This window comes from Microbacterium horticulturae (assembly GCF_029094505.1).
Classification (GTDB): Bacteria; Actinomycetota; Actinomycetes; order Actinomycetales; family Microbacteriaceae; genus Microbacterium; species Microbacterium horticulturae.
The window spans coordinates 1479388-1497179 of sequence record NZ_CP119108.1; the positions used below are offsets into that span (position 1 = coordinate 1479388).

Below are 17792 nucleotides of genomic sequence, written 5' to 3' on the forward strand. Positions count from 1 at the left end.
TCGAGACGTGCCCATCCCTCCTCTGGCCTCTCGCCGGTCGCGAGTGGCGCTGTCCGTCTTCGCCGTCGCTGTCGTCAGCGCGCTGACCGGATGCGCGGCCGAGGCGGAGCCGACACCGACCTCGACGACGCCCGTCGCGAGTGCCTCGGCGACGCCGACGAGCACCCCCACACCCACCACCGTGCCGGTCGTGCTGGTGCCCGACGGGTCCGCCGACGACAACGTGCCGCTGTTCCGCAAGGTGGTGAAGAGGGTCTGGGCCAGCGACGACAAGGTGCACGGACGTGCCTACGTCGATGCGCTCGTCAAGGCCGGATTCTCCAAGAAGGCCATGCAGGTCACCGAAGACCTCTCCACCGTGGGCAACGCTGCCGAGAGTCTTCAATTCTCCGTGCTGTGGCACGACGACCAGTGCCTCATCGGCCAAGTCGGTCCGGAGACCGGCACACCGGTGGTCGAGGTCATGCCCGAACTCGGAGACGGACGGTGCCTGCTCGGCAAGACCCGCACCATCGATTGGTGAGCCGCGTCGCACTGCCCAGACACTCAGGTGCGAGCAGGTAGGCTGGGAGGCTGACGTGACCACCCAGGGAGTGCTCTTTTCGAATGGCTGAATATATCTATCAGATGGTCCGTGCCCGCAAGGCGGTCGGTGAGAAGGTCATCCTCGATGACGTCACCATGGCCTTCCTTCCCGGCGCGAAGATCGGCATGGTCGGTCCGAACGGCGCGGGCAAGTCGACGATCCTGAAGATCATGGCCGGTCTCGACCACCCCTCCAACGGAGAGGCGATGCTGTCTCCGGGGTATTCGGTCGGCATCCTCATGCAGGAGCCCGAGCTCGACGAATCCAAGACCGTGCTGGAGAACGTGCAGGAGGGTGTGGCCATCAAGGCCAAGCTCGACCGCTTCAACGAGATCTCCGGTCTCATGAGCGACCCCGACGCCGACTTCGACGCGCTGCTGGCCGAGATGGGCACACTGCAGGAGGAGATCGACGCCGCCGACGCGTGGGACCTCGACTCGCAGCTGGAGCAGGCGATGGACGCGCTGCGCACCCCGCCCGGTGACGCGCTGGTCGCCACCCTGTCGGGAGGTGAGCGCCGACGCGTGGCGCTGGCGCAGCTGCTGCTGCAGAAGCCCGACCTGCTGCTGCTCGACGAGCCCACCAACCACCTCGACGCGGAGAGCGTGCAGTGGCTCGAGCAGCATCTGCAGAAGTACGCGGGCGCCGTCATCGTGATCACGCACGACCGGTACTTCCTCGACAACGTCGTGGAGTGGATCGCCGAGGTCGACCGCGGTCGGCTCATCGGCTACGAGGGCAACTACTCGACCTATCTGGAGAAGAAGGCAGAGCGTCTCCAGGTTCAGGGCAAGAAGGACGCGAAGCTCGCCAAGCGGCTCGCGGACGAGCTCGACTGGGTCCGCTCGAACACCAAGGGTCGCCAGGCGAAGTCGAAGGCGCGCCTGGCGCGCTACGAGGAGATGGCGGCGGAGGCCGAGCGCACCCGCAAGCTCGACTTCGAAGAGATCCAGATCCCGCCGGGGCCGCGCCTGGGCAGTGTCGTTATCGAAGCGAAGAAGCTGCAGAAGGGCTTCGACGGCCGCTCGCTCATCGACGGGCTCAGCTTCACGCTGCCGCCGAACGGCATCGTCGGCGTCATCGGCCCCAACGGCGTCGGGAAGACCACGCTGTTTAAGACGGTCGTCGGACTCGAAGAACTCGACGGGGGGCAGCTGAAGATCGGCGAGACCGTCAAGATCAGCTACGTGGACCAGTCGCGCGCGGGCATCGACCCGGAGAAGACGCTGTGGGAGGTTGTCTCCGACGGGCTCGACATCATCACGGTCGGCAAGACCGAGATCCCCTCGCGCGCCTACGTGTCGAAGTTCGGATTCAAGGGGCCCGACCAGCAGAAGAAGGCGGGGGTGCTCTCCGGCGGTGAGCGCAACCGACTGAACCTCGCCCTCACGCTCAAGCAGGGTGGCAACCTGCTGCTGCTCGACGAGCCGACCAACGACCTCGACGTCGAGACGCTGCAGTCGCTGGAGAACGCGCTGCTCGAGTTCCCCGGATGCGCGGTGGTCATCACGCACGACCGGTGGTTCCTCGACCGCATCGCCACGCACATCCTCGCTTACGAAGGCACCGACGAGAAGCCCGACCAGTGGTACTGGTTCGAGGGCAACTTCGAGGCGTACGAGAAGAACAAGATCGAGCGCCTCGGTCCTGACGCGGCCACGCCGCACCGCTCCACGTATCGGAAGCTCACACGCGATTGAGCCGAACGTGACCGAGACGGCTCATCGCCGACTGCACATGCCCGTTCCGCTGCGGTGGGGCGACCTCGACGCGTACAACCACGTCAACAACACGTCGATGCTGAAGATCCTCGAGGAGGCGCGTGTGCGCGCCTTCTGGCGGCCCGGCGCGGGGGAGGACGCCCCGCCCACCGCCGTGCTCGATTCCGCCGTGCCGAGCGATGTGCTCACGCTCATCGCGCGGCAGGAGATCGAGTATCTGGCACCGGTGCCGTACCAGCGGCATCCCCTCGACGTCCAGATGTGGTTCGGAAAGCTCGCCGGCAGCAGCATCGAGGTCTGCTATGAGGTGTGCGCGCCGCGTGAGACGACCCCGGCCGGCGCGCAGCAGCAGATCTACGCCCGGGCCACCACGATCGTCGTGAAGGTGGATGCCGCGACCGGGCGCCCGCTGCGGCTGACGGCCGAGGAGCGCGCCGCGTGGACGCCGTTCGCGGGCCCGTCCATCAGGTACGCGCACCGGCGCTGACACGCGACCGGTCAGCGCGGAACGCGCACCATGACCTCCTGCGCCACCGAGGCCAGCAGCACCCCGTCACGGGAGTAGATCCGCCCTTGCGTCAGCCCGCGGCCGCCGCGGGCGCTCGGGGACTCCTGGACATACAGCATCCACTCGTCCGCACGCCCGTCGCGGTGCCACCACATCGCGTGATCGAGGCTGGCGAGCTTCAGCCCCGGCGTGGCCCAGGTCACGTCATGTGCCCGCAGCACCGTCTCCTGGATGGACATGTCGGTCATGTAGACGAGCGCCGCCCGATGGAGCGCCGGGTCGTCGGGGAGGGCACGCGGAACACGCATCCACACGGCATGGCGCAGGAGCGGGCCGTCGGCGGCGGCGCCATATGCCTCGACCGGAATGTGCCGATGCTCGACGGGACGATCCCAGGTGTCGCTGCGGTCGAGCGAGACCACGGCCTCCGACGTCGACGGTTCGGAAGGAAGATCCTCGGGCTCGGGCAGCCCCTCGGGCATCGGCGCCTGGTGGTCGAGACCGGGCGACTCGACCTCGAACGACGCGATCATCGAGAAGATCGGCACGCCGTTCTGGTACGCCTGCGTGCGTCGGGTCGAGAACGATCGGCCGTCATGGATGCGGTCCACCGAGAACGTGATGGGTTTGGCCGCGTCGCCCGGTCGCAGGAAGTAGCCATGCAGCGAGTGCGCTGAGCGGTCGGCGTCGACGGTACGCTGCGCGGCGACGATCGACTGCGCGACCACCTGGCCGCCGTAGACGCGGCCGTGCGGCATCGGCTGAGAGGCGCCGACGAAGATGTCCTCGGTGGTGCGGGCATCGGACGCAGCCAGGTCGAGGACCTCGAGAAGCGCCGCAACGGGATCGGTAGGAGCGGCCGCGGCGTCTGTCACGTGCACTAGCTTAGAACGCGATGGCCGAGCGTCTGATCTTTCCCGATGCCTACGCCGCCGCTGATCTGCTCACCTTCTCCGGTCGTGCGTCGCGCGCCGGCGACGGTGCCGTGCACCTGCGAGCGGCGAGGGGCACTCTCGCCGTGGCCGCGGTGCCGCTGGTGCGCCAGGGGCTGCTCGACCCCACGCCGACCATCATGGGGATGCGGACCCTCCCGGTCGATCCCGAGCTCGAATGCGACCTTGTCGTCGAGGGCGTCACCCTGCAGACCGAGCCCGGTCGCCCGTCCGCAGTCCTCTTGCCCGAGACGGCCGTCGAGCCTCCGCTGTGGGCGCGTGCCGATGTGCCGCGCAGCGGGTGGACGGATGGGGGAGAACTGGATGCCGCGGCCCTCGCCTCTCGCGGGCAGTGGGGCATGTCGGCGGTCGCCCATGCGCTGCCGATCGACCCGGGCGACCAGATGGTGCACACGGTCCGCGGTCAGGTGTGGAGCGAACCCGACGAGGATCTTCTGGGGTTCCCGCGCGGGGTCGCTTTCGTCGCGCTGTCGCTGGGCTTTCTCGGTGCGGACACCGAGCGCGCCCGCGTGCGGCACAACGGACGCTGGACTCGCGTGAGCCTGCGGCGCGGACACGTGCTGTGGCGCGGCCCGGCGCACCTGGGCATGACCGATGTGCGCCCCACACGGGCGGCGGCGTCGCGCTGACTCAGATGGCCGCGGCGGCCGCGCGCCCCGCGACGCGCCCGGAGAAGAGGCACCCGCCCAGGAACGTGCCCTCCAGCGCCCGGTAGCCGTGCACTCCACCGCCGCCGAAACCCGCGGCTTCGCCGGCCGCGTACAGGCCGGGTACGGGTGCGCCGTCGGCGCCGAGCGCGCGGGACGAGAGATCGGTCTCGATGCCGCCGAGTGATTTGCGGGTGAGCACGTGCAGCTTCACCGCGATGAGCGGGCCCGCGGCCGGGTCGAGCACCTTGTGCGGCGCCGCGGTGCGGATGAGCTTGTCGCCGCGGTACGCGCGCGCTGACCGCAGCATGGCGATCTGGGCGTCCTTCGTGAACTCGTTGTCGATCTCGCGGTCGCGCGACTCGACTTCGTACCGCACCCGTTCACCGTCGAGCACCTCGCCGCCGGGCAGCTCGCGCATCCCGGCGATGAGGTCGTCGAGCGTGTCGCGGACGATGAAGTCGTCACCGTGGTCCATGAACGCCTGCACCGGCCCGGCGGCGCCCTTGCCCAAGCGCGACTTCACGAGCAGGCCGAGGTCCTTACCGGTCAGATCGGGGTTCTGCTCACTGCCCGAGAGCGTGAACTCCTTCTCGATGATCTTCTGCGACAGGATGAACCACGAGTGGTCGTGCCCGGTCGCACGCAGGTGCGCGAGCGTGCCGAGCGTGTCGAAGCCGGGGAACAGCGGCACCGGGAGTCGGCACCCCGTGGCATCCAGCCAGATCGAGGACGGACCGGGGAGGATCCGGATGCCGTGACCGGGCCACACCGGATCCCAGTTCTGGATGCCCTCGACGTAGTGCCACATCCGGTCGGTGTTGACCAGGCGCCCGCCGGCGGTGGCGGCGACCTCCTGCATCGACCCGTCGACGTAGGCGGGAACGCCCGTGACCATCGAGGTCGGTGGTGTGCCGAGGCTCGCCGGCCAGTTGCGGCGGACCAGCTCATGATTGCCGCCGATGCCGCCCGACGAGACGAGCGTGGCGGCGGCATCCACGGTGAACGACGCGACCGCCTCGCGCGAGCTCGCGATGCCGCGTGCGGCGCCGGAGGGGGCGAGCACGTCGCCGACGGCACCGGTGACCGTGCCGTTCGCGGTGGTGAGGGTCGTCACGCGATGGCGCGGAAGGATCGTGATACGTCCCTCGGCCTCGTGCTTCTCGACGGCGGCCTGGAACGGGGCGACGATGCCGGGACCGGTGCCCCACGTGATGTGGAAGCGAGGCACGGAGTTGCCGGGGCCGGTCGCGGTGTATCCGCCGCGCTCAGCCCAGCCGACGACCGGGAAGAACCCGACGCCCTTCTCGTGCAGCCACGCGCGCTTCTCCTGGTGCGCGAACTGCAGATACGCCTCCGCCCACTGCCGCGCCCACGCGTCTTCATCGCGGTCGAAGCCGGCGGTGGCGAACCAGTCTTGACGCGCCAGCTCGAGCGAGTCGTGGATGCCGAACCGGCGCTGCTCGGGCGAGTCGATGAAGAACAGCCCGCCGAACGACCACCAGGCCTGCCCGCCGAGGTTCGTGCGCGGCTCCTGGTCGACGATGATCACCCTCTTGCCTGCAGCGGCGGCTTCGCCCGCGGCGACGAGCCCGGCAAGGCCCCATCCGATGACGAGCAGATCGGCGCTGTGGGCGGGCGATGAGGTCATGACGGCTCCTTCGTCGTCGAGGCGGGCGCCGTCGAGGCGGGCGCCGTCGAGGTGGGCGTCGCCGAGTCGGTGGTGGCCGGGGTGGGCTCGAACGTGTTCACGAGCGAATGGGCGGCGCGCTGCAGGTAGTCCCACAGCGTCGCATCGTGCAGCGGTGGCAGCTGCAGCGCATCCATGGCGTCGCGCATGTGGCCGAGCCAGCGGTCGCGCGCGTCGGGGTTGACGTGAAACGCCTGGTGTCGCATCCGCAGCCGCGGGTGACCGCGCTCCTGGCTGTACGTGCTCGGTCCGACCCAGTACTGTGCGAGGAAAGTGGTGAGACGATGCTCGGCGCCATCCATGTCGTCGGCGGGGTACATCGGCTTCAGAACCGGGTCGGCGGCCACACCCTGGTAGAACAGGTGCACGAGGCGCTCGAACACATCATGCCCGCCCACCTCGTCGTAGAAGCTCATCGGTGCGGTTTCGGTCATGGGGCGCTCTCTCCCGGCGTCTCGGCGCCGTCTGCGCCCTTGTCGCGCTTCTTCTTCTTGGGCTTCCAGACCACATCGCCGGCGATGGGGTTCGGCTTGGTGCGGGGCGGGTTTGCGCCGCGCACGCGCTGGGCGCCCTCCGCCCCCTCGAGGACCACGGAGGCGAGATCGGCCAGGCCCGCGTCAGCCAGGCCGTCGCGCAGCCGCAGTCGCAGCTCGCTGGCCACGTCGTCGCGCGCGTGGGCGCGGGTCTTCATGACGATGCGCAACACCAGCGTCTCGTCGGCGACCGACTGCAGCCCCCACAATTCGGGGTAGCCGGTGATGCGGGTGCGCCACTTCGCATCCTTGGCGAGGGCGGTCGCGGCATCCAGCATCTTCTTCTCGACCTCGTCGACGTCGGCGTCGGCGGGGACGGTGACGTCGACGATCACGCGCGACCAGCCCTTCGACATGTTGCCGATGCGGGTCACCTCTCCGTTGCGCACATACCAGAGAGTGCCGTTGACATCGCGCACGTGCGTCACGCGCACGCTGACGTACTCGACGATGCCGGTGGCAAGGCCCAGGTCGACGACATCGCCGATGCCGATCTGGTCTTCAGCGACGATGAAGATGCCGTTGAGCACGTCTTTGACGATGTTCTGCGCGCCGAAGCCGAGACCGGCGCCGAGCGCCGCGGTCAGCAGGGCGAACGAGCCCAGGATGTCGGGGAAGAGCGCGTTGATGACGAGGATGATCGCGATGACCCCGACGAGGATGTTGACGATGTTCGTGAGGATCGAGCCGAGCGTGCGCGTCCGCTGCACGAGTCGTGCCGAAGCCAGCGGCGACCGCTCGAGCGCCTGCGTGTCGTCGACATGTGCCTTGTTCTTCGCCCCGTTGACGATGCGGGTGACGATGCGGCGGATGAAGATGCGCAGCAGCCACGCGATGATGACGGCGCCCACCACGATGCACGCGGCGCCGAGCAGGCGCAGCCCGGCTGTCACCAGGAACGAGAGCACGCTCTGGAGCCACGTGGGCATCTCGCTCTTGTCGGCCGCGGAGAGCAGACTCTGCAGGATCATGGACATCGTGACGATCCTAACGACCGCGGCCTCTGCCGTGCCTGTGCGGGGTCAGTGCACGAGCCCGGAACGGTGCGTGAGAATCACCAGGTGCACCCGGTCGCGTGCGTCGAGCTTGGTGAGCAGACGGCCGACGTGCGTCTTCACGGTGGATTCGCTGAGGAACAGCTCCGCGGCGATCTCGGTGTTGTTCAGGCCGCGGCCCACGGCCAGGAGCACATCTCGCTCCCGTGGCGTGAGGTTCGTCGGCTCGACCATCCTCGGCTGTGGGGCGCGCATGGCGTGCGCCTCGATGAGCAGGCGGGTCGCACGCGGCGACAGGATCGCGTCGCCGCGGTGCACGGAGCGGACCGCGGCGACCAGCTGGGCGCTGGTGGCATCCTTCAGCAGAAAGCCGCTGGCTCCCGCCTCGAGCGCGCCGAACGCATACTCGTCGAGATCGAACGTGGTCACGACGAGCACGCGTGCGGACGGCAGCTCGTCCACGATGCGTGCCGTGGCCGCGATGCCGTCAAGCCGCGGCATCCGCACGTCCATGATCACGACGTCGGGCTTCAGCTCGCGTGCCAGGTCGAGACCTTCCTGACCATCGGACGCCTCGCCGACCACGGCGATGTCGGCGTCCGCCTCCAGGCTCAGGCGGAAGCCCAGGCGGATGAGCTCCTGGTCATCGACGAGCAGCACGCGGATGGGGTCGTTCATGCGATGTCCTCCTGACGGGGCGGCGCGAGCGGAAGGTCGGCACGCAGCATCCACCGTCCCGGTCCGTCCGGGCCGGACTCCAGCGTTCCGCCGGCCAGACGCGCCCGTTCCTGCAGCCCGCGGATCCCGAAGCCGCCGGCACGGGCGGGTGCCGTCGCGCCGTCGTTGGTGACGGTGATCTGCACGTGGTCGTCGTGTGTGTCGATGCGGACAGGGATGCTGCGCGCGCGGGGCGCGTGACGCATGGCGTTCGTGAGTCCCTCCTGCACGATGCGTCCGATGGCGGAGGCGATCGTCGGCGGAAGCCCCGCGGTCCCCGTCGTGGTCAGCGTGACGGGGAAGCCGGCCTGCTGCGCGGCCGTCACCACATCGGCGGGCGACACCGACCCCAGCGGAGCCAGCGGCGCTTCGGGGTCATCGGAGCGCAGCACGCCGAGCATGGCCCGCATGTCGGTGAGCGCGCTGCGCGCGGTCGCCGCCGTGGCCGCCATGGCGGTGCGGGCCCGCTCGGCATCGGGCGTGGCGCCCGCGCCTTCGGCGAGAGCCACGATCACCGTCAAGGAGTGCGACACGATGTCGTGCATCTCGCGCGCTATGCGCTCACGTTCGGCAGCGGCGGCCAGCTCGGCCTGCTGGTCGCGTTCGATCGCCAGCTGCCGGGACCGGTCGATGACCGCGTGCAGGTAGCGTTTGCGGTTGCCGACGTTCACACCCACCAGGGCGCCGAGCACCACCGAAAGCCCGGTGTTGAAGAAGGTGTTCATCGTCTGGGGCAGCGCGTCGTCGGGGTGCAGAACGCCGGCGACGCCGCCGGAGACCGCCGTCACGAGGAGGGTGCCGGCAACGCCCGCGATCACGCACAGACGGTTCGACCCGTAGACGGCGAGGGAATAGGTGCTGACGATCAGCAGCGCTACCGCGCCGCCGTGGGGTGCGAAGGGCACGGTCATCTGCAGCGCGACGGCCAGGGCGAACGCCAGCAAGGGCACGCGTCGCCGGAACAGCAGCGACGTGCACCCCGCGAGCACGAGGATGACGATCGCAAAAGACAGGGCCCATGGCGCGTGTACCGCCCCGGCACTGATCCCCGCGAGCGAGAGCATCAGGCACAGCAGCGCGATCAACACGTCGCTGAACACGGGATGCCGCGCCCAGAACCGGCGGATCACACCGGGCGGACGCGGCAGAGCGAGGTCCGCGTCCTGCCGGACACGGGCCTCGCCTGCGGGGGAGTCAGCCACGCGGCATCCCGTTTCTCCTATGCGTCACGCGAACGCAGCACCGCCCACGATCCCAGCAGGCCGGCGACCACCCAGGCCGCCAGTGTGATGAGGGCGACGGGGATGGTGAGCGCGCCGTCGGCACCGGGCGGCACCGTCAGCGACTGGGCCGCGGACATCGGCAGGTACGTCGCGGCGTGGGAGATCCAGCTCCAGGCGCCCTCGGAGGGGAAGATCATCCCGATGATCGGCAGCACGAACAGCAGGCCGACGGTCGCGGCGATCGCACCGGGACCGCTGCGCAGCAGGAAGCCCCACGACAGGCCGATCACCGCGAACACGGCCATCGACAGCGCGCCGTACAGGATCGGCTGCAGCACGATCCCCGGGTCGGCGAGATCGATCGGCGACGTGCCGATGATCGCCGCGGCGGGCAGCGTCGACACGACGAACACTATGAGGCTGACGACCAGCAGCAAGGCCGCGACGACGATGGCCTTCGCAGACAGGACGACGCCCCGCCGCGGCTCGGCGGTCAGCGTCGAACGGATCATCCCGGTCGAGTACTCGCCCGTGACGGCGATGGCGCCGAGGGCCCCGGCCAGCAGCATGGTGAACTGGATCGGCGAGATGACCGCGGAGGCCACCAGCTGCGACAGTTGTGCCGCGCTCGTGCTCGCGGCGTCGTTGAACGCACTCATGGAGGCGGCGACGATCGTGGCGAGGCCGACGGACAGCACCGCGACGACGGCGATCGACCACCACGTGGAGCGCAGGGTCAGCAGCTTGATCGTCTCGCTGCGCAGCACCCGGCCGAACGTGAGCCGCTCGTCGCCGGAGCGCACCCGCGCGGGGGCTTCGAGAGTGACGGCGGTCATGCTATCTCCTTCGAGACGTACTCGACGGCGTCACCGGTGAGGGCGAGGTAGGCGTCTTCGAGTGAGCCGGTGGTGGGGGTGAGCTCGTGCAGCGGGATGGCGCGCTCCGCGGCGATGTCGCCGATGCGGGATGCCGCGAGCCCGGCGATCTGCAAGAGTCCGGGTTCGAGGGCGGTGACCTCGACGTCGGGCCCCGAGATGAGGGCGACGAGGTCGGACGCACGCGGGCTGCGAACGCGGACCGTGTTCGTGGTCCACGACCGTACGAGGTCGTCGAGCGGCGCATCGGCAAGCACTCTGCCGCGGCCCAGCACGATGACGTGATCGGCTGTCTGCGCCATCTCGCTCATGAGATGGCTGGAGAGCAGAACCGTGCGGCCTTCACCGGCCGCGTACCGTACGAACTGACGTACCCAGCGCACGCCCTCGGGGTCGAGGCCGTTGACCGGCTCGTCGAGGATCAGGGTCTGCGGATCGCCGAGCAGCGCCGCGGCGATGCCCAGGCGCTGCCCCATGCCGAGGGAGAACTTGCCTGCGCGCTTGCGGGCCACCGCTCCGATGCCGGTCAGCTCGATGACCTCGTCGACGCGGCGAGACGGGATGCCGTGGGTCGCCGCCATCGCGCGCAGGTGGTTGCGGGCGGTGCGCCCGGTGTGCACGGCCTTCGCATCGAGCAGGACGCCCACCTCTCGTAGAGGTGCGCGCATGGTGGTGTATCGCGCGCCGTTGACCGTCACGCTGCCGGCGCTGGGGCGGTCGAGCCCGACGATCATGCGCATGGTCGTCGACTTGCCGGCGCCGTTCGGGCCGAGGAATCCGGTGACTTTGCCGGGCTGCACCGTGAACGACACGTCGTCGACGGCGGTCTTGTCTCCGAATCTCTTCGTGAGACCTTCTGCTGTGATCATGCTTCGACGCTATCGGCCGCGGCGGCAGACGCACATCGTCCCGCGGTACCGATCTGCGCCGGTACCGCGGGACGATGTGTGGAAGTCAGTCCTGAGCGTCGCGCGCCTGCACCGACAGCGCGCGCTCGACGCCGGCGAGGTTCTCGGCGACGATGCGGCGCAGCGCAGCGGGTGCGTCGGAGTTCTCGCCCAGCCACGCCCGGGTCGCGTCGCGCAGCCCGGTGTTCGCCAGCGGCGCCGGGTAGAGGCCGGTGATCAGGTAGCTGGCGATCTGGTACGTGCGCGACTCCCACACCGGCAGCAGCATGTTGAAGTACTGGCTGACGAACGGCTCGAGCAGCGGCGCGCCCGCCGGGTGCACGAAGCCGAGGGCCGCCGAGCGCACCACCGTGTTCGGCAGGTCGGCGTCGACGACGAGGCTGTCCCACGCGACCTGCTTGTCGGCAGGGGTGGGCAGGGCGGCGCGCGCCTGTGCGGCGAGCTCCGAGCCCTTCGCCGTGTTGTCGGCGGCCAGCGCGGTGTCGATGTCGGCGCCGGCGACCGCACCTCCTGCGGCCAGCGCGATGAGCAGCTGCCACGAGAGGTCGGTGTCGATCTCGAGCCCGTCGAGCATCGTCTGCCCGTCGCGAAGGCTGCGCACCTGCTCCCACTGGGCGTCATTCGCGGCCGCCGAGGCGAACGCGGTGACAAGCTGCAGCTGGCTGTCGCTGCCGGCATCAGCGTCCTGGGCCAGCTGCCACAACGCATCGGCGACCCGCTCACGGGTCTGATCGCGATGCGCCGGCGCGACATACGAGTTCGCCGTCAAAAGCAGCTGGTTCAGCGTCGTGCGGATCGTGGTCGACTCGGTCTCGGCTCCGATGTTGCCCAGCACCAGGTCGACGTAGTCGCTGGGCGAGGCCTCGGCGTCACGGGTCTGGTCCCAGGCTGCGCCCCACACGAGGGAGCGGGCCAGCGGGTCGCTGATCTTGTCGAGATGCGCGATGACGGTGGCCAGCGAGCGGTCGTCGAGGCGGATCTTCGCGTAGGCGAGGTCGTCGTCGTTGAGCAGCACGAGGTCCGGGCGCTTCAGGCCCTTCAGGTCGGGCACATCGGTACGGTCGCCGTCCACGTCGAGCTCGATGTGGTGCACGCGCACGAGCGCGTCGCCGTCGAGGTTGTAGAAGCCGATGCCCAGGCGATGCGGGCGGATGGTCGGGTAGTCGGCCGGGGCGGTCTGCACGACTGCGAATCGGGTGATGACGCCGTCCGCGTCATCCTCGATCAGGGGAGAGAGCGTGTTGACACCGGCGGTCTCGAGCCACTTCTTCGACCAGGCCGACAGGTCGCGGCCGCTGGTGACCTCGAGTTCGGCGAGCAGGTCCGCGAGCTCGGTGTTGCCCCAGCTGTGCTTGGCGAAGTATGCCGAGACGCCGGAGAAGAAAGCGTCGATGCCCACCCAGGCGGTGAGCTGCTTGAGAACGGAGCCGCCCTTCGCGTAGGTGATGCCGTCGAAGTTCACCTGCACGTCTTCGAGGTCGTTGATGGTCGCCACGACCGGGTGCGTGGACGGCAACTGGTCCTGGCGGTAGGCCCAGCTCTTCTCCATCGCGTTGAAGGTGGTCCACGCCTCGGTCCACTCGGTGGCCTCGGCCGTGGCGATCGTCGAGGCCCACTCGGCGAACGATTCGTTCAGCCACAGGTCGTTCCACCACTTCATGGTGACGAGGTCGCCGAACCACATGTGCGCCAGTTCGTGCAGGATCGTCACGACGCGGCGCTCCTTGACCGCGTCGGTGACCTTGCTGCGGAACACGTATGTCTCGGTGAAGGTCACCGCCCCGGCGTTCTCCATGGCACCGGCGTTGAACTCCGGGACGAAGAGCTGGTCGTACTTGGCGAACGGGTACGGCACACCGAACTTGTCTTCGTAATACGCGAAGCCTTCGCGCGTCTTGTCGAAGATGTAGTCGGCGTCCATGTCGTGCCACAGGCTCTTGCGGGCGTAGACGCCGAGGGGGATGACGCGGCCCGAGGCGCTCGTGAGCTCTGAGAAGGTCGCCTCGTACGGGCCCGCGATCAGCGCGGTGATGTACGACGAGATGCGCGGTGTGCGCTCGAGCGACCAGGTCGCGGCGCCGTCGGCGGCGGGCGCGGGCTCGGGGGTCGGCGAGTTGGAGACGACCTTCCACTGCGCGGGCGCCGTGACGGTGAAGCGGAAGCCCGCCTTCAGATCGGGCTGCTCGAAGACCGCGAACATGCGCCGCGAGTCGGGTACCTCGAACTGCGTGTAGAGGTACACCTCGTCGTCGACCGGATCGACGAAACGGTGCAGACCCTCGCCGGTGTTCGTGTAGAGGCAGTCGGCATCGACCACGAGCTCGTTCTGCGCGGCCAGGTTATCCAGGGCGATCCGCGAGTCGGCGAAGACTGCGGACGGGTCCAGCGGCCGCCCGTTGAGGGTGATCGTGTGCACGTTGCGCGCGATCAGGTCGATGAAGGTCGAAGCGCCCTCGGTGGCGGAGAAGCGCACCGTCGTGATCGAGCGGAACACCTCCGGACCCGTGGTCAGATCGAGGACGACGTCGTACTCCTGCGTGTCGACGACGGCTCGGCGCTCCTGCGCCTCGATGCGGGTGAGGTTCTCTCCAGGCACTGCAATGCTCCCGTGTTGTGGGCGGTGGATCGCGACGTCGCTGCTGGCGAGGTCGGCAACCAGCCCAGCCTACGTCAGTGACCCCATCGGAACGAAGAGACGCCGGGTGCGGCATCCTCTCTAGGATTGGGACCATGCGCATCCACATCGCCACCGACCATGCCGGCCTGGAGTTCTCGACCCGTCTGCAGCATCATCTCGGCGACCAGGGTCACGAGGTCGTGGACCATGGGCCGCTGGAGTACGACGCGCTCGACGACTATCCCGCGTTCTGCATCCGCGCCGCACAGGCGGTCGTGCGCGATCAGGAGGCCGGCATCGAGACACTCGGTGTCGTCTTCGGGGGCTCGGGCAACGGCGAGCAGATCGCCGCGAACAAGGTCGTCGGTATTCGCGCCGCACTCGTCTGGAATATGGCGACCGCCGAACTCGCCCGTGAGCACAACGACGCGAACGTGATAGCCATCGGCGCCCGTCAGCACACGTTCGACGAAGCGGCGTCGTTCATCGACCGCTTCATCGCCACCCCGTTCTCGGGTGAAGAGCGGCACGCGCGCCGCATCGCGCAGATCCGTGCGTTCGAAGACGACGGAACGCTCGTTCCCGACCCGCGCGCCGGTCGCTGATGCCCGAGGGGCATTCGGTCCATCGCATCGCGCGCCAGTTCGCGCGCAACTTCGTGGGGCGGGAGGTGGCGGCATCCAGCCCGCAGGGTCGTTTCGCCGAGGGAGCGGCACTGCTCAACGGCCGCGAGGCGCTCGCCGCGAAGGCCGTCGGCAAGCAGATGTTCGTCGAGTTCGACGGCGACCTCTGGCTGCACGTGCACCTGGGGCTCTACGGCGCGTGGGACTTCGCAGGCGAGATCCTCGTGGATCCGACGATCGCCTCCGCGAACGGACGCATGGGGCAGACGAACCAGCGCGGCACCGATCTCGGCGATCGGGTGATGGATGCCGCGGGCGAGAACTCCCTGACGTCGATCGGTGCGCCGCGCCGCACGCGTGTGCACGTGCGGATGTCGGAGCAGACGCGCGGGCTCGACGACGAGGGCGAGCAATGGCCGCCGCCGGTGGTCGGCCAGGTGCGGCTGCGGCTGCTCACCGAGCTGACCTGTGCCGACCTGCGCGGACCGACGAAGTGCGAGGTGCAGTCCACCGACGAGATGCTCAGAACGATCGCCAGGCTCGGGCCGGACCCGCTGGTCGGCGACCCTGAAGAGGGAGAGGAGCGCTTCACGCAGGCCGTGCGACGTAAGCGCACCGCCATCGGACTGCTGCTCATGGACCAGTCGGTGGTCAGCGGCATCGGCAACGTCTATCGCGCTGAGCTGCTGTTCCGCGCGCGGTTGAACCCGCACACGCCGGGCAAGGACGTGCCCGAAGAGGTCGTGCGCGGCCTGTGGCGCGACTGGGTGGGGCTGTTGAAGACCGGCGTGGAGACCGGGCAGATGATGACGATGGACGGACTGGACCCCGAGGATTATCGGAAGGCGATGGCCAGTCGCGACGACCGGCACTGGGTCTACCACCGCGGTCTGCCGTGCCGGGTGTGCGGCACGTCGATCGTCGTCGAAGAGGCAGCCGGGCGCAAGCTCTACTGGTGCCCGAGCTGCCAGGCCTGAGCACGGTGGACGGGGGATAACCCCCGTCTCGACTCGGGAGCCCATCCTCTGTCGGAGGCGTCTCGGTGACGCGAGAGTGGAAGTCACGGGCCGGATCGGGTCCGGACAAGCCTGGAGGACCAAGATGACCGCCATCGTGACCGATCGCGCCCCCCGCCGTGTGCGCACCGCAGAAGGGTACGGTGCGGCCTGGCGTGCGGCGCCGGGCCGAGCGCTCTTTCTCCTCACGCTGTTCCCGCTGGCCATCGCCGGCATCGGGGTGCTGGCACCGGTGTTCTTCGCGGGTGTGGGGCTGCTGATCCTCGGGATCGGCCTCGCGTTCGTCCTCGCGGCACTGTTCATCGCCCGCGGCCTGGGTATGGCCGAGCTGTTCCTGCTGCGCCTGACCGGGCTGCCGAGCATCCAGACGGCGGCCGGGGGCCCGGACGCGGCGGGGCACGCGGGATTCTGGAGCACGGCGACCCGTCCTCTCCGCAACGGACACCACTGGGCGGCGCTTCTGCACGGGATGATTGTGCGACCGGTGGTCTCGACCATCACGTTCGGCATTACCGTCGCATGGTTGAGTATGTCGCTGGGCGGTCTCAGCTACTGGTTCTGGAGCAGCTTCCTCCCGCGTGACGGCGAGACGGTGTGGGGCGGGTATGTCGCGGAGGCACTTCCGTGGCTGTTCGCCGGCTGGGGCGCGTGGAATGTTCAGGTCGTCCTGTACCTCGTGGGCGGCGTGGTGTGCGCCGTGACCCTGCCCTGGGTGGTGGGCGGGCTGGCGCGAGGGCATCACGCTATCGCCCGCGGGATGCTGGGCCGCTGGCGCTCCGACGACCTGGCAGCTGAGGCCCGGGCCGAGGCCAGCGCGCGCGGCGCCGCAGTACACGCTGAGGATGCCGCATTGCGCCGCCTCGAGCGCGACATCCACGACGGCCCGCAGCAGCGCCTCGTGCGGTTGCAGATGGATCTTGCCGCGCTCGAGCGCCGATCGCAGTCGGGTGATGTCGAAGCGGCGGCGCAGCTGGCTCGCGAGTCGCAGGAGCATGCCCGCGCCGCGCTGGACGAGCTGCGGGCGCTCTCCAGCGGGGTGGTGCCGCCCCTTCTGCAGGACCGTGGTCTGTCGGCGGCGCTTGTCGCGCTCGGCGCGGCCGGAGCCCTCCCCGCGACGATCGATGTGGAACCCGGCCTCGACGAGTCGGTGAGCCCCGAGATCGCTCGCGCGGTGTACTTCGTCATTGCGGAGCTGCTGACGAACGTCGCCAAGCACGCACGGGCCACCGCCGTCTCGGTCACCGCGATGCGCCGGCAGGCTCCGAGCGGAACGCGGCTCGACGTGCGGGTCGTGGACAACGGGCGCGGCGGGGCCACGGCGCGGTCGGGTCACGGGCTGGAAGGGCTGGGGGAGCGGGTCGCGGGTCTCCGCGGCACCTTCACGGTGCACAGCCCAGAGGGCGGGCCGACGACGATCGGTGTGCAGATCCCGCTCCCGGTGACGCGCTGAGCGCCCTCTACGATGACGGAATGGTCGCGTCCACACTGCCGCTGCGCATCGCCCTGGTCGAAGACTCGCTTCTGCTGCGCGAGGGACTGACCCGACTGCTGGACGAGGCGGGTTACGTCGCGGCGGGTGCGTTCCCCGATGCCGAAGACCTCGTCGAGCGGGTACGGGAAGCGCGGGCCGATGTCGCGGTCCTCGACGTGCGGCTGCCGCCGACGTTCCGTGACGAGGGCATCCGAGCGGCGCTGGCACTCCGCTCGGAATTGCCCGAGGTCGGCATCCTCGTGCTCAGCCAGTACGTCGAGGGTGTCTACGCTCGCGAGCTGCTCGCAGACGGCTCCGGAGGCGTCGGTTACCTGCTCAAAGATCGTGTCAGCTCGCTGGACGAGTTCACGGACGCCGTCCGTCGCATCCACGACGGCGGTACGGTGCTCGATCCACTCGTGGTTCGCAGCCTTCTGGCGACGCGTCCCGACCCGCTGGTCGCGCTGACCCCGCGCGAGCGGGACGTGCTGGAGCTGATGGCGCAGGGCCGCAGTAACGCCACGATCGCCCAGCGCCTGTTCATCGGCGTCGGCGCCGTCGAGAAGAATGTGACGTCGATCTTCCAGAAGCTCGGTCTCGATGACTCGGGTGTCGACCACAGACGGGTGCTCGCCGTACTGGCGTTCCTCCAGGCGGAATGAGAAGACGTCCCCGACCGTCGGGTCGGGGACGTCTTGGTTCAGTGGTT

At 69.2% G+C, this 17792-nt stretch carries 17 protein-coding genes; 8 read left to right on the top strand and 9 right to left on the bottom strand.

The genetic code is table 11. The features are described 5' to 3' along the window. Positions 1 to 7: 7 nt before the first annotated feature. The 3 genes from PU630_RS06980 to PU630_RS06990 all read left to right on the top strand — a co-directional run bounded on the left by PU630_RS06980 (position 8) and on the right by PU630_RS06990 (position 2794). Complete coding sequence (locus PU630_RS06980; RefSeq protein ID WP_275279638.1) at positions 8 to 523, top strand: DUF6993 domain-containing protein; 516 nt, start codon at positions 8 to 10, stop codon at positions 521 to 523. An 83-nt stretch (positions 524 to 606) separates the two neighbouring features. Beyond that, complete coding sequence (gene ettA, locus PU630_RS06985) at positions 607 to 2286, top strand: energy-dependent translational throttle protein EttA (protein ID WP_275279639.1); 1680 nt, start codon at positions 607 to 609, stop codon at positions 2284 to 2286. 37 nt (positions 2287 to 2323) lie between these two features. After that, entirely contained in the window at positions 2324 to 2794 is a 471-nt protein-coding gene (locus PU630_RS06990) for an acyl-CoA thioesterase (protein WP_275280044.1), read from the top strand. Between the two features lie 11 nt (positions 2795 to 2805). Here PU630_RS06990 and PU630_RS06995 read toward each other — a convergent pair whose 3' ends face one another. Next, positions 2806 to 3690 carry an acyl-CoA thioesterase gene (locus PU630_RS06995; RefSeq protein ID WP_275279640.1) on the bottom strand — a complete coding sequence of 295 codons (885 nt, stop codon included), beginning with the start codon at positions 3688 to 3690 and terminating at the stop codon, positions 2806 to 2808. A gap of 20 nt (positions 3691 to 3710) precedes the next feature. Between PU630_RS06995 and PU630_RS07000 the strand changes: the two genes are divergently transcribed. Continuing rightward, the gene (locus tag PU630_RS07000) at positions 3711 to 4397 is read left to right on the top strand and encodes a DUF8185 domain-containing protein (protein ID WP_275279641.1); all 687 of its coding nucleotides are present in this window, start codon (positions 3711 to 3713) and stop codon (positions 4395 to 4397) included. 1 nt (position 4398) lies between these two features. Here the strand turns inward: PU630_RS07000 and PU630_RS07005 are convergent, their stop codons facing one another. From PU630_RS07005 to pepN, 8 genes are all read right to left on the bottom strand, one after another. Continuing rightward, the gene (locus PU630_RS07005) at positions 4399 to 6066 is read right to left on the bottom strand and encodes an FAD-binding dehydrogenase (RefSeq protein WP_275279642.1); all 1668 of its coding nucleotides are present in this window, start codon (positions 6064 to 6066) and stop codon (positions 4399 to 4401) included. Then, the gene (locus PU630_RS07010) at positions 6063 to 6539 is read right to left on the bottom strand and encodes a globin (protein WP_275279643.1); all 477 of its coding nucleotides are present in this window, start codon (positions 6537 to 6539) and stop codon (positions 6063 to 6065) included. The genes PU630_RS07005 and PU630_RS07010 overlap by 4 nt, the downstream gene beginning before the upstream one ends. Further along, a complete protein-coding gene (locus tag PU630_RS07015; RefSeq protein ID WP_428981998.1) occupies positions 6536 to 7609 on the bottom strand; it encodes a mechanosensitive ion channel family protein in 1074 nt (357 codons plus the stop codon). The genes PU630_RS07010 and PU630_RS07015 overlap by 4 nt, the downstream gene beginning before the upstream one ends. 51 nt (positions 7610 to 7660) lie before the next feature. Further along, complete coding sequence (locus PU630_RS07020; protein ID WP_275279644.1) at positions 7661 to 8311, bottom strand: response regulator; 651 nt, start codon at positions 8309 to 8311, stop codon at positions 7661 to 7663. Then, positions 8308 to 9552: a sensor histidine kinase gene (locus tag PU630_RS07025; RefSeq protein ID WP_275279645.1), complete on the bottom strand. Its 1245-nt coding sequence runs from the start codon at positions 9550 to 9552 to the stop codon at positions 8308 to 8310. Before PU630_RS07025 ends, PU630_RS07020 begins: the two co-directional genes overlap by 4 nt. 17 nt (positions 9553 to 9569) lie before the next feature. Then, complete coding sequence (locus PU630_RS07030) at positions 9570 to 10409, bottom strand: ABC transporter permease subunit (RefSeq protein WP_275279647.1); 840 nt, start codon at positions 10407 to 10409, stop codon at positions 9570 to 9572. Further along, positions 10406 to 11317: an ABC transporter ATP-binding protein gene (locus PU630_RS07035; RefSeq protein ID WP_275279648.1), complete on the bottom strand. Its 912-nt coding sequence runs from the start codon at positions 11315 to 11317 to the stop codon at positions 10406 to 10408. Before PU630_RS07035 ends, PU630_RS07030 begins: the two co-directional genes overlap by 4 nt. An 85-nt stretch (positions 11318 to 11402) precedes the next feature. Further along, on the bottom strand, positions 11403 to 13952 hold the full coding sequence (gene pepN / locus PU630_RS07040; RefSeq protein ID WP_275279649.1) for an aminopeptidase N: 2550 nt from the start codon (positions 13950 to 13952) through the stop codon (positions 11403 to 11405). A gap of 134 nt (positions 13953 to 14086) precedes the next feature. Between pepN and PU630_RS07045 the strand changes: the two genes are divergently transcribed. The 4 genes from PU630_RS07045 to PU630_RS07060 all read left to right on the top strand — a co-directional run bounded on the left by PU630_RS07045 (position 14087) and on the right by PU630_RS07060 (position 17745). Further along, positions 14087 to 14578, top strand: a complete 492-nt coding sequence (locus PU630_RS07045) for a ribose-5-phosphate isomerase (protein WP_275279650.1) — start codon at positions 14087 to 14089, stop codon at positions 14576 to 14578. Then, positions 14578 to 15573 carry an Fpg/Nei family DNA glycosylase gene (locus tag PU630_RS07050; protein WP_275279651.1) on the top strand — a complete coding sequence of 332 codons (996 nt, stop codon included), beginning with the start codon at positions 14578 to 14580 and terminating at the stop codon, positions 15571 to 15573. Before PU630_RS07045 ends, PU630_RS07050 begins: the two co-directional genes overlap by 1 nt. A gap of 124 nt (positions 15574 to 15697) precedes the next feature. Beyond that, positions 15698 to 17062: a sensor histidine kinase gene (locus PU630_RS07055; protein WP_275279653.1), complete on the top strand. Its 1365-nt coding sequence runs from the start codon at positions 15698 to 15700 to the stop codon at positions 17060 to 17062. A 20-nt stretch (positions 17063 to 17082) separates the two neighbouring features. Further along, the gene (locus PU630_RS07060; RefSeq protein WP_275279654.1) at positions 17083 to 17745 is read left to right on the top strand and encodes a response regulator transcription factor; all 663 of its coding nucleotides are present in this window, start codon (positions 17083 to 17085) and stop codon (positions 17743 to 17745) included. Positions 17746 to 17792: the final 47 nt, after the last annotated feature.